The 12389-nt window shown below is 47.3% G+C and carries 9 protein-coding genes; 1 reads left to right on the forward strand and 8 read right to left on the reverse strand.

Going from position 1 to position 12389, the window contains the following annotated elements:
* Positions 1-2: 2 nt before the first annotated feature.
* The 8 genes from BQ5591_RS13955 to BQ5591_RS13990 form a co-directional block, all read right to left on the reverse strand.
* Positions 3-1541 carry an MATE family efflux transporter gene (locus BQ5591_RS13955; protein WP_071149814.1) on the reverse strand — a complete coding sequence of 513 codons (1539 nt, stop codon included), beginning with the start codon at positions 1539-1541 and terminating at the stop codon, positions 3-5.
* Positions 1542-1550: 9 nt separating this feature from the next.
* The gene (locus BQ5591_RS13960; RefSeq protein WP_071149815.1) at positions 1551-3956 is read right to left on the reverse strand and encodes a GumC family protein; all 2406 of its coding nucleotides are present in this window, start codon (positions 3954-3956) and stop codon (positions 1551-1553) included.
* A gap of 250 nt (positions 3957-4206) precedes the next feature.
* Entirely contained in the window at positions 4207-5004 is a 798-nt protein-coding gene (locus tag BQ5591_RS13965; RefSeq protein WP_071149816.1) for a polysaccharide biosynthesis/export family protein, read from the reverse strand.
* 144 nt (positions 5005-5148) lie between these two features.
* On the reverse strand, positions 5149-5586 hold the full coding sequence (locus BQ5591_RS13970) for a BT0820 family HAD-type phosphatase (protein ID WP_071150734.1): 438 nt from the start codon (positions 5584-5586) through the stop codon (positions 5149-5151).
* A 139-nt stretch (positions 5587-5725) separates the two neighbouring features.
* Positions 5726-6601 carry a hypothetical protein gene (locus BQ5591_RS13975; RefSeq protein WP_071149817.1) on the reverse strand — a complete coding sequence of 292 codons (876 nt, stop codon included), beginning with the start codon at positions 6599-6601 and terminating at the stop codon, positions 5726-5728.
* The gene (locus BQ5591_RS13980; RefSeq protein WP_159434487.1) at positions 6598-6981 is read right to left on the reverse strand and encodes a helix-turn-helix transcriptional regulator; all 384 of its coding nucleotides are present in this window, start codon (positions 6979-6981) and stop codon (positions 6598-6600) included. The genes BQ5591_RS13975 and BQ5591_RS13980 overlap by 4 nt, the downstream gene beginning before the upstream one ends.
* A 160-nt stretch (positions 6982-7141) precedes the next feature.
* Entirely contained in the window at positions 7142-7687 is a 546-nt protein-coding gene (locus BQ5591_RS13985) for a UpxY family transcription antiterminator (RefSeq protein ID WP_262483132.1), read from the reverse strand.
* Positions 7688-8352: 665 nt separating this feature from the next.
* Positions 8353-9561 (reverse strand): tyrosine-type recombinase/integrase, encoded by a 1209-nt coding sequence (locus BQ5591_RS13990; protein WP_071149819.1) that lies wholly within the window; start codon positions 9559-9561, stop codon positions 8353-8355.
* Positions 9562-9956: 395 nt separating this feature from the next.
* Between BQ5591_RS13990 and bioA the strand changes: the two genes are divergently transcribed.
* Entirely contained in the window at positions 9957-12383 is a 2427-nt protein-coding gene (gene bioA / locus BQ5591_RS13995) for an adenosylmethionine--8-amino-7-oxononanoate transaminase (protein WP_083380989.1), read from the forward strand.
* Positions 12384-12389: the final 6 nt, after the last annotated feature.

A 12389-nucleotide genomic window follows, 5' to 3' on the forward strand; every position in this document is an offset into this window, starting at 1 on the left:
TATCAACGTTTCACTCTTTTATAAACCTTTTCTATGAACATATTCCACATGTATTTTTTTTCGTTCTTTGTCATCCCAATAGTGTATGAAAGGATGCCAATGAAAATAACGATAGTTAATGCCCTTCCGACAAAAATAGCAAATGTAGGGTTTTCCCTCCCTGGTAAAATAGAAACGAACAAAGTGGAGAGTAGGAAAACTGTCAGCGAAGGCATCAGGCATTTTTGAAAAAATTGGCTAATGGGGAATGCATATTTGGATCGCGACTGCAAAAGCAAAGCAAAAACAACACAAGCTTTGAATATGATGTTCAGTACAAATACGGTTTCAACAACCATACCCGCTTTTAAACAAACATAAGAAGCAAAAAAATTAATCAAATAGATGAAAGTCAATGCTATCTCATAGGGTTTGATATCTCCCTGGGCCAGCACGCCCGTAATCAAAGGATTCGCAAAACAATCCATCAAAGAATATAACAGAATCAGGATAACAAAGCTTGCTGTATGCTCTGGAACCTCAACTAACCATAAATCGAGAATATAATCAATATTAGCACAAACCGGTATAAGCAAAAGCAGCAGGATAAAAAAAGCAAACTTAGTACTACGAATGATAAGTTTGTGCATATCAGGAAGATTGCCTACAGAATAGGATTTTGTAATCTGAGGATTGACCGCGACCATAAAATTCTGAACAAAACCATAAATAGCTCCATTAACCTGCATAGCCACTCCCCGAGCCGCATTAACAGCAGGACCACAAAACATATTCAAAAGAATATTGGTTCCCTGATCCTTGAGAACAACAACGCCGTTTCCCCAAAACGTCCATCCGATAAAACCAAACATATCACGCAATAACTGCTTGTTCAGACGGAAATCGTAATGAGCCTCTACAAAATGACGCTTACAATAAATGCCATAGACAATCCGTATCACGATGGAAACACAAGCTAACAAACCGGCATAAACAATAAGCTTGTCTACGGGAGAAATATATAATAAATAGACAATCAGTAATTTCAGGCTGGCATCCAATATAGAGACATAGGCAAAAGCGGACATCTTTTCGTGTGCAATAATCAGAGCATTATAAGGTACGCTAATTAAGCCTATCATAAACGTCAGAATTGAGAAATGTAACACCCAATGAGCTGCATAAAGTCGGTCGGACGGTATCACCATCTTGTGGTTCAAGAACCATACTCCTGCCACTTCGGCTAAGATGCCAACCAGAAGCGCCATAAACAATTGAATGGAGACGGAAGTAGAGAAGATCGTTTTCAACTTCTCGATATTGCCCTTACCAACTTCCATCGTAGTATACCGGCTTATCGACAAAGATAAAGAGCCGGAAAGAATGGAAAACATGGCTACCATGCCACCTACGACATTATAGATGCCGTAATCGGTAATACCCAATGCCGCTAAGGTGATTCGACTGGTGAACAGGCTGATGCCCATCATTAACAACATGCGGGCATAGAGCAACAGTGTATTTTTAGCAATTCGCCTGTTATTGACTATTGAGCTAGACATCCTAATTCTTTACTTACCGTAACCATATTTATACTTCCTCCCATACCCGTACTTCCCGTATTTCCCATACTTCCCGTACCCATAATAATAACCGTTCTTCCGCTTATCCATATTAATGCCATTGATAAGCACACAAAGATTGGAAATATTCTTATCGTGACGGATGTCGTTGATGAGAGCAAACTCGCTTTTGCGGGTATGATCGGCCCGACAGACGTATACACAAAGATCGGCAGTGCGGGCTACAAGCTGGGTGTCGGTGACCATACCGATGGGAGCAGTGTCGAGAATGACATAATCGAAATGTTGGCGAAGGATGCCGATAGCTGTCTCCAAGGACGGACGGGCCACCAGTTCGGTAGGATTGGGTGGCAAAGCACCGCTGGGCAAGACATACAAATTGGGAGACACATTGCTAGGTCGGCAAAGTGACAGTAAATCGTGCTCGGAGGGAGCGGCGAGGTACTGGGTGATGCCGGGCAGATGCTTATCCATCGAAAAGATATGGCCTAAGGTGGGCTTGCGGATGTCGAGGCCTACGATGACGGTTTTCTTGTCCATAAAGGCAAAGCTGGCTGCCAGATTGGTAGCAGTAAATGATTTGCCTTCGCCGGAACTGGTAGAGGTGAAAAGAATGACTTTCTGACCTTCCTGCAGCATGTACTGGAGATTGGTACGCAGGCTGCGGAAGACTTCTTCCATGATTTCGTTGCGGTTTTCGCTGATGACAATCGGGGCTTTTTTATCCGCTTCTTTCACTTGGGGAATGTCGCCTACCACAGTTACATCGGTGATGCGTTCGACATCGGTACGCCCTTCGATGCGGAACCGCAGCTGACGCGACAGCCAGATGCCTCCGACAGGGACACCCAACCCAAGCACAAAAGCAATCATATAGAGGTTGCGGCCATTGGGAGCGACCAGACCTGATACACGGGGAGTCTCGACCGTACGGCCGTTATTGGCCTTGGCAGCCAAGGTAATGGCATTCTCCTCGCGCTTCTGAAGGAGCATGAGGTAGAGGTCGGCCTTGATTTCCTGCTGACGGCTGATGTTGCGCAACTCCTGCTCCTGACGGGGGGCATTGCTGATACGGGTACGGTATTTGCCTGCCTCCAGATCGAGGTTGTTGCGGGTGATCTGAAGAGTACGTTCGACATTGGCTACCGTGGTAAGAACGGTAGTACGGGTAGCGGCAATGGCTTCGTCGAGACTGATGACTGCCGGGCTGGTGGGCTTGGAAGTACGCAGCAGACGCTTGCGTTCGATCATCATCTCGTTGTACTGGTTGACAATGTTGGAAAGGCCGTCGTCGGCAAGACCGACGTTGGCGGGAATGACTTCGTCGCGATTGGCAGGATCTTCCAGATAGCGGCGCAAGTCGCCGACAAGGCGAAGCTGATTGGTGTTGTCGGCGCGTTTCTGCTCGTACTCGGAACTACCTTGCAAAGCCTGCTGGGCATCGGTACTGAGATCGGTGATGCCGGCCCGCTGCTTGTAGTCGGCCAGCTCGGTCTCGGTGACTCCCAGTTCGTCGTTGATGACGGCAATACGTTCGTCGATGAACTGGGCGGTATGCATGGCTACCTGATTCTTATCGTCGTTGGCTTCGTCGTTGTAAATGGTGACAAGCGTATTCAGGAAATCTTCGCCCCGGGGGATATTGGTATCGTTGACGGTAAGGCGTACAATGGACGTAAATTCGCTGGTAGGGGTGGCACTGAGGCGGGATTTATATTGGGCTGCTACCACAGAGGGAGCCGTAACTGTAGCCCGAAGCGAATAAGAAGAACCGGCAACGGCTACACTATCGGCTGTCAGGCTGAGGGTACCGACAGGAGTAATGAAGACAGCCGGAAGCTGCTTGAAAGTCTTGCTGAGTGTATGCTTGTCTCCATCGAGCTGATAGTTGACGACAGCTTCGTGGGAAGCACCGGCGGTGCCGTTAATCTGTACCTGCAAGGCGGAAGGAAGACGGTCGGCATCATCGGCCGACATCCAGACATGGACGGGCACGTTCTTATAAAGCGAAATGTCGTAACCGCCTTTCCGTTCGGCTGCATATTCGACGTACAGGCCGAGGCGGTCGACAACCTTCCGGATGAGGGAATAGGACTGCAGAATCTCGACTTCGTTGTCGAAATTGTTGGCCATGGACACGGTTCCCAAATCCTGCATGGCAGCCAGCTGACCGATGGCAGAAGACTTGGTTTTGTCGCCCTGCTTAATGAGGATGGTGGAACTGATGCTGTAGACAGGCGGCTGATAGCGCAAATAGACGTATGCACCACCCAAAGCCAGTACCAGACAGGCCAGAATAATGGGCCAATGGAGCAGGTATTCGAAAATAAGTGCCTTGTAATCGACGGGCTTGCCGCCGTCGTTGAAAATATCGTTGTAGGTGGAATCGCTCATAGATAATGGATAATGGATAATGGATAATGGATAATGGATAATGGGGCGTTGGGAAATTAAAAACGTTGAAATTTAAAAGTTAAAAGTTAAAAATTAATAGCGTTGAGGGCGTAGAGCGTTTAGAGTTGAGCGTTTAGAGTAATCTATCTATCGGCTTAACTCCTTAACTTCTTAACTCCTTAACTTCTCTAACTCCTTAACTTTCTAACTCCCTAACTTCTCTAACTTCTTAATTTCTTAACTCCTTAGTTTATTGTAGTGCAATAATGACCAGTGAAGCAAGAGTAGAGGCCAGGCTCAGCAGACTGATCCAGATGGAAGCATTGTTGCTGAATGTATTGGAACGTACTTTGGCCTTGGTGGGCTTGACGTAGACTATGTCGTTCTGCTGCAAATAATACTCCGGAGCAAGGGCGATGCCGGCCTCGGTAAGGTCGAGATGAATGACCTGACGACGACCGATGGAGTCTTCGCGTAGGAGCTGAACATCGTCGCGATCGGCAAAGAGGGTCATATCGCCTGCCTGGGCCAGGGCCTGAAAGATATTGATGCGTTCGTCGGTGACAGTAAACGTACCCGGATGGTTGACTTCGCCCAATACACTGACCTTGAAATTGTCGATGCGGACTGTGACATTGGGGACTTCGTTGAGGTAGGCCTCCAACTTCTGACGGATAAGGTCTTCGCATTGACGGCAAGAAAGACCGGAAACGGGAAGCTTGCCCAAAACGGGATAGTCGATGCAGCCCTGGTTGTCGACCAGATAATTCAGCAGTTTGGCATTGCCCGTGCCTTGTGAGTTCTGGCTCATTTCCTTATTCTGCCCCAGCTTGCGAAGGAAGGGCACGGAGGAGGCGGGATCGGACGTACTGACGACGATAATCAGTTCGTCTTTGGGCATGATGCGGTATTCGTAAAGCTTACCTTGCTGCTCAATATCAGCGAGCACCTGGTCGTGACGAAGATACACCGATTTTTTATAAGAAGCGCATCCGGCCAAAAGCAACGGAAGCAACAGTACTAACAGATAACGTCTGAATGAAAACATGGTAAGAATGAAAAATGTTTTATAAGATATTTAAGTTTAAAATTGAAGATTTCTTTGGAAGATAAGAAGTTATAGAAGTTAAGGAGTTAAGCCAATAGATAAACTACGCTAAACACTAAACCCTAAACCATAAACTTTTAATCTTTAACTTTTAATTTTCCTCAGCCTTTCCCAAAAGCCCAGCGGCTTTGCCGGCATCGGAGGCTGTGAAAGATGATGGCTATATATGTCTTCGAAAGATAACCCTTCCTGAATCATACGGTAAATAAGACCCCAATCGGGCAAGCCTCCCAAATTGCGGTCGTCGATGAAAAGGTCGGCCTTCAGCTTGCGGGAATAACCGCTATGCGATGGCTTTTCTTCCGGATAATTGCTATTGACTGCATAAAACTCCAAACCACGATTGCGACAGAATTCGACAGCCTCGTTGAGCAAATCGCCTTCGCGAACGGTCCATAAAATCAGTTTATGACGCTCGCGGGCCAGAAGTTTCAAGGTATCGACAGCAAACGGTATTTCCGGACCAATGGCGGGATAGCGGTGTGCGACGATGGTTCCGTCGAAATCGACTGCAATAATCATAGAGACAAAAAAATGAAGAACAAAATAAATGAAGAACAAAATAAATGAAGAATGAGGAATGAAGAATGAAGAATTTATTAATCATTAACCATTAACCATAAACCCTAAACCATAAACCATAAACCCTAAACCATAAACCCTAAACTTTTAATTCAAAAACCACCTTCGCACTGAGAAGTGCTGCCGACTTTTCTGGAAGATTTTTCAGGAGGTAAGCTGGTATAGTTCCGGCTACCCAAGCCAGCGTTTCACTGACCGGCGAAAAGGTTCTGGAGTCGCGCCCGATGGCCGATGCGGCTTCGAGCAAACGACAGAACGTATGAATACCGTCCAGACGAATGGCACGATTTTCTGCTGCCTGCTCCATGAAAAACAACGCGCTGAGACGGACTCCCTCGTTGCGGTAGCAAAACGTTTTGCCACTCCAGGGAGAACCGTATATACGCATGCTGCCATCGGGCATCCGACGCAGTACAGGCTGATCGTCGTTGAGCAGGCGACTATCGGGGATATGTTCCAACCACAGACGGGAATGTGTACTTTTGCCCACTCCGGAAGGCCCTATGAAAGCACAGCCTTCTGATCCGACCGCCACACACGAAGCATGGAGAAGAACCGTATCGCGGAATGCAGAACTGTAGATGAAAGCAATCATCAGGAAATCGTTCAGAACGGAATAAGAACCGGGATAATCGGGCTTCCAATCGGAAACGATCTGCTTCCAATCACGGCTGGCACGCAACCAGTAGGTCTGCTGGGAATCAGCCAATGTCAGAGAGATACTGCAATGATCGGGCATCAGCCACAGACGCAGGGTACGGCCTTCCAACTCGTTGACCAGTACGGGTACTGTCTTTTCGGGAGACAGAGAAACACCCAACTGTAAACGGAACAGGATATCGGCATCGGAAGAAAGAGGGTCCGATACTAGGAACGGACACAAGTTGGGCAGTTGTCCGGTTACGGCATCGTCACAATCGACTTGCATGAACCAGTCGGCAATCTGTAATTTCATAACTTCTCTTTGTATTCGACAGGACTCATCCCGTACTTTTCAGAAAAAAGACGATAGAAAGTACGTACACTGTTGAACCCACTGTTGGCTGCAATGGCCTTGATAGGATCGGCAGGATGTTCGCGCAACAACCGGGCTGCATATTCCAGCCTCATGCCATTGATATACCCGTTCAGATTGGTACCGGCATACTGCTGGAGCATCCGAGCTACCTTATTCTTATTGACTAACCCTATTTTTATGAATTTGGTTCGAGAAAAACCGGGATCTAAAAATAACTGTTGTTCGACAATCGTCTGATGTATTTGCTCAAACAACTCCCGCTCTTTCTCGGCCAACCGTGCAGAAGGGTAAGCTTTATCGGACAATATTTCGCTCATATAAAATATCTCAACTTTGACTTCGTCGATTTTCAATTCGCAAGCTCAAGTTGCAGTTGCAGGGCATTCCAGCCTAGTAGACTTGTTAACTGAAGCCTTGTCAACTAATAAGTTGAGCACTTGCGAATTGAAAATCAACGAAGTTAAACTTAAGTAAATATTACAATAACTGTATAAACTCCGGATTAACCTCGACAGCAGCCGTAATCCAATTGGGTAAATCGACCAGCAGACGCTTGACACGCGACCCGCGGGTGGTGAGCAGATACCCCTCGTAACCGTCCAGGTAGCCTCCGATAATGCGGATCTTACGACCGAACATAGAAGGAGTCAATTCTTCCGGAAGGTAATAACGGGGAAGATCCATGCCATTTACAGCATAGATAAAACGATCCATATCGGAATCAGGAACAATCATCGGCTCACAATATCCCGCACCTTTCTGATAGCGGTATTGCAAAGTCGGTATTTTTTCAACGAAAGCATCAAGATGTTTTCGAGTATCGTGCACGAACAGCAAATCCTGAATGAAAGGGACTTTTTCACGTATCCGTTTGCCCAGTTTTACAGTCAGTTTCCAACGCATAGGCGTAAAAACTTCTACATCCTCGGTCTGCAATTGTTTATAAGCTGGCAGTTTGGCATTGAATCGTTTCAGATCGCGCATTACATACCAATGTTTAGGAGCATCCGGCTCCTGTAACAGCCCGTCATCAGCTTGGTGAAAAGCTGTTTTAAAAGATATTTTTTCTGAATACACAATTTGATAAAAGGTAATACTTCTAATCCTGCTGGTATATATATATCATTATATTTCAAGCAGTTACAATGTATTTATAAAAAAGTTGCGGGACAAAATCCCTTTTATTCATCTCTTATCAATAGTACCCTCTTATAATCCTCAACAAAATAAGTCTACTTGTTTTACTATTGCTTCATCTCTCTGTAAGAGATATATTAACCGTTTACTATATTTATAACTTCTTGAAACACGAGCATAAATAAGTTCAACCAACTTCCGATTAACTCAACAAATGTTGAGTTAATCCTTTTAATCAACATTCTTCCTCCAAAAGAAAATAGCAAATCAATATCTTTTTTTTACCATTTTTTTGCCATAAATCTTTTTTTCGCTATATTTGCACCGTCTTAATACATCTCTTACAGAGAGAGAGATAAACCACTCCAAAGCGCATTAGACACTACTTATTTTACTGTTTTAGTGTCAGAATATCATAATACAATTTTCACATCTTCAAATATGCATATTCATACATCAGCATTCACATATACTACTGTTATTTTATAATATTTGTCAATATTTCGCATTTTATCGTGTTTCCTTTATAGAGAAATCCGTATCAGGAGATATTAAAGTGAATTTAAAATCTGGCTATTGGCTTTATCAACAGCTGAAGTATCCAACGAATCAAGATAGATACGGGTTGTTTTCTCGGAATCGTGACCGAGAGCTTCACTGATAATTCCAATAGGTATATTTTTATGTTTAGCTATACTCGCCCAACCATGACGGGCCACATAAGTAGTTAATGGAATGCCTAACCCTATCTCCTTACCAATCAGTTTCAGCTTGTTGTTGACCAGATGAATAGCATTCTTGTACTGAAGCCGGGCATCGGCATGCGTATCTCTTATAATAGGTAACAAATAGGGACTTTCGGGACTAGCGTATTTATTGACAATATCCTGCATAGGTTTCTCCCACTTAATGGTAAGCTGCTGATTGGTCTTTTGCCGACGGTATACCAGGACACCATTTTGCAGATCGGTTTTCTTTAAATAAGCCATATCGACGAAGGACATGCCACGGGTGTAAAAGGAGAACATGAACAGATCGCGCGCCCATTCCATGACAGGGAATGAAGTCAGATTCAGACCACGTATCCGCCGGACTGTTTTCAGTGATATGGCTCTTTTTACAGTCTGGTCAATGCCTGTATATACGGACTTAAACGGATATTGCTGTATCGTAAGACCGCGAGCCACGGCTGTATTATACACAGAACGGAGAATACGCATATAGAAGGAAATCGTATTCATGCATAGACCCTTTTCGTGCAAAAAGCTTTCATACTCCTCCATGAGGACCGTATCGACATCAGTGAAAGGCATATCATCTTTGCCATAGAACAAAAGGAAACTGTTGAAGGCGGATCTAAGCTTTTCGAGAGCTGAACGACGCCCGATTTTCTCCAGATGCTCCATCTGCTGACGGATGAAAGAGAAGAATCCGTTTCCGTCGAACGCCTGCTGATAGGCTTTGACAATCTCATCGGAAGTAAACGGAGTCCCACTACCCTCCATCCGGAATATGATAGACTTGAGAAAGGCTAGTTCACGACTAACCTGTCCGTTCAAAGAAAGCAGGTACTCACGACGTTGGTCATCCATACATTCCGAAAGTAAAATCCTGGAATGAAATCTGTCCCATTCAGACGGAAAAAGTTTATGGTCGGTAGTTACCTGCCGTGCCACCCTGTTGTGGATCACCTGAAAATACAATGTGCCTTCCCTCGTCTTGACGGAAGATGCACGAAACTTAACTTTAACTGTTGCCATATAACTATGATTTTATAGATGAATATGCGTATAATTATCCTTGACTTTTATAACTTCAATATAAATCTCATAGCCACATAAAAGAGCCTAGATTCCATAGCAGGAAGCAACATCTATTTTCCTTTTTTTGTTTTTCAAAGATTTGCCAACCGATAAGAATGTGACCAAATGTCACAAAAGAACGATAAATGATAGAATAACGAGGCAATAAAAAGTTAAAGGAAGTTAGATGCTGATAGTTTTTTCAATGAAAGATAGTGAGCGAAAAAAATACACCTCGATTTATCGCATCAAAACAGGTTGGGAGTAAAGCACAGGAAGAATCTGGCATTTGCTTTGCATTTCGACAACTTTGCACTATCTTTGCTCCTCCTGAACAGATAAAGAAAACCATCGTGAAGAAGAAAAGAATACATCAGAACGCCATACGCTTCAGGCGCTGGAGCCGCAAAAGTTATGCGGCTTTTGCCAGTATAGGGCGGACTGTCACCATAGGCTGCCTGCGAAAAGAGGCGGCCGACAGCTCGCTGCGCAAACAGGTGAAGGCGGCAGGCAATCTTCTTCACACATCTATATCATCATCTATTATGACCCTTGACTTACTGAAACAACGGGTACTGGCAGGCATGGCCCTGTCGCCCGAAGAAGCGTCGTGGCTGGCCGGACTGGCCGACCGTGAGGCGCTGTATCGCGCTGCCCACGAAATCACCGTGGCATGCGCTCCACGCGAATTTGACATGTGTTCCATCGTAAATGCCAAGTCGGGCCGATGCCCGGAAAACTGCAAATGGTGTGCACAATCTTCCCACTACCACACTCAGGCCGACATCTACGACCTGCTGCCCGCTGAAGAATGCCTGCGGCACGCCCGTGCCAACGAAGAGCAGGACGTCAACCGCTTCTCGCTGGTGACCAGCGGACGAAAACCCTCGAAAAAACAGATTGAACAGCTTTGCGACACGGTGCGCTACCTGCGCCGCCACTCGTCCATCCAGCTTTGTGCCTCACTGGGACTGGCGGATGAAGACGAACTGCGGGCACTGTACGGAGCGGGCGTGACGCGCTATCACTGCAACCTGGAGACGGCTCCCAGCTACTTCCCCACCCTCTGCTCGACCCATACGCAGGAAGAGAAAATCAAGACGCTGCAGGCTGCACGCCGCATTGGCATGGACGTGTGCAGCGGAGGCATCATCGGCATGGGCGAGACGATGGAGCAACGCATCGAACTGGCTTTCACCTTGCAACGGCTCGGTGTACAGTCGATCCCCATCAATCTGCTCAGTCCCATCCCCGGAACACCGCTGGAACACCAGGCACCCCTGTCCGAAGAAGAGATACTGACTACCATTGCCCTGTTCCGTTTCATCAATCCGACAGCCTACTTGCGCTTTGCCGGCGGACGCTCCCAACTGAGCCGTGAGGCAGTGAAGAAAGCACTGTATATAGGAATAAACTCGGCCATTGTGGGCGATCTGCTCACTACTCTTGGATCGAAGGTGGCCGAAGATAAGGAACTGATCCGGGAAGCGGGGTATCGGCTGTGCGACTCGCAGTTCGACCGCGAACACCTGTGGCATCCCTACACATCGACCAGCCATCCGCTGCCGGTCTATAAGGTGAAGAGTGCGCAGGGCGCTACCATCACACTGGAGACAGGTGAGACGCTGGTAGAGGGTATGTCGTCGTGGTGGTGCCAGGTACATGGTTATAATAATCCGATACTGAACCGTGCCGTAGAGGAACAGCTGAAGAAAATGTCGCACGTGATGTTCGGCGGGCTGACACACGAACCGGCCATCGAACTGGCTCGTCTGCTGCTGCCACTGGTACCGCCGTCAATGCAGAAGATATTCTACGCTGACTCGGGTTCGGTAGCTGTAGAGGTTGCGCTGAAGATGGCTGTACAGTACTGGTTCGGTAAAGGGAAGGAGCAAAAGAACAACTTCGTCACCATCCGTTCGGGCTATCACGGCGATACATGGAACGCCATGTCGGTATGCGACCCCGTGACCGGCATGCATTCGCTCTTCGGTAGTGCACTGCCTGTAAGATACTTTGTGCCGCAACCCCGTTCGCGCTTCGACGGCGAATGGAATCCGGAAGACATCGTACCGCTGAAGGAGGTCATCGAACAGCATCACAACGAACTGGCGGCCCTGATTCTGGAGCCCGTGGTGCAGGGAGCCGGCGGAATGTGGTTCTATCATCCGCAATACCTGCGCGAGGCAGAACGCCTGTGCCGCGAGTACGGTCTGTTGCTCATCTTCGACGAAATAGCAACCGGATTCGGACGGACGGGCAAGCTCTTTGCCTGGGAACATGCCGGAGTGGAACCGGACATCATGTGCATCGGCAAGGCACTGACGGGAGGATACATGACGCTGTCAGCGGTGCTGGCATCGAACGAAGTGGCAGACACTATCTCGAACCACGAACCTGGCTGTTTCATGCACGGGCCTACCTTCATGGGCAACCCGCTGGCCTGTGCCTGTGCCTGCGCCTCGGTGCGTCTGCTTACCTCGCCCGAGTACGACTGGCAGGGACGGGTACAACGCATTGAAGCACAGCTGCGCCGGGAACTGGAGCCTGCCCGTGCACTGCCACAGGTGGCCGACGTTCGGGTGCTGGGTGCCATCGGAGTGATAGAAACCCGGAAACCCGTGGACATGGCCTGGATGCAGCGCCGCTTTGTGGAAGAAGGCATCTGGGTGCGCCCCTTCGGACGTTTGGTTTACCTGATGCCGCCCTTCGTCATCGAACCGGAACAGCTGAGCCGACTGACGGGAGGATTGCTGAAGATCGTATCGGAAATGAAATAAGGAAAA

The sequence above is a fragment of the Bacteroides ndongoniae genome, assembly GCF_900108345.1.
Taxonomy (GTDB): Bacteria; Bacteroidota; Bacteroidia; order Bacteroidales; family Bacteroidaceae; genus Bacteroides; species Bacteroides ndongoniae.

Excerpts from the sequence above, each read along its gene's own strand:
- BQ5591_RS13955 (WP_071149814.1), bottom strand. The coding sequence starts at position 1,541 with ATGTCTAGCTCAATAGTCAATAACAGGCGAATTGCTAAAAATACACTG.
- BQ5591_RS13960 (WP_071149815.1), bottom strand. The coding sequence starts at position 3,956 with ATGAGCGATTCCACCTACAACGATATTTTCAACGACGGCGGCAAGCCC.
- BQ5591_RS13965 (WP_071149816.1), bottom strand. The coding sequence starts at position 5,004 with ATGTTTTCATTCAGACGTTATCTGTTAGTACTGTTGCTTCCGTTGCTT.
- BQ5591_RS13970 (WP_071150734.1), bottom strand. The coding sequence starts at position 5,586 with ATGATTATTGCAGTCGATTTCGACGGAACCATCGTCGCACACCGCTAT.
- BQ5591_RS13975 (WP_071149817.1), bottom strand. The coding sequence starts at position 6,601 with ATGAAATTACAGATTGCCGACTGGTTCATGCAAGTCGATTGTGACGAT.
- BQ5591_RS13980 (WP_159434487.1), bottom strand. The coding sequence starts at position 6,981 with ATGAGCGAAATATTGTCCGATAAAGCTTACCCTTCTGCACGGTTGGCC.
- BQ5591_RS13990 (WP_071149819.1), bottom strand. The coding sequence starts at position 9,561 with ATGGCAACAGTTAAAGTTAAGTTTCGTGCATCTTCCGTCAAGACGAGG.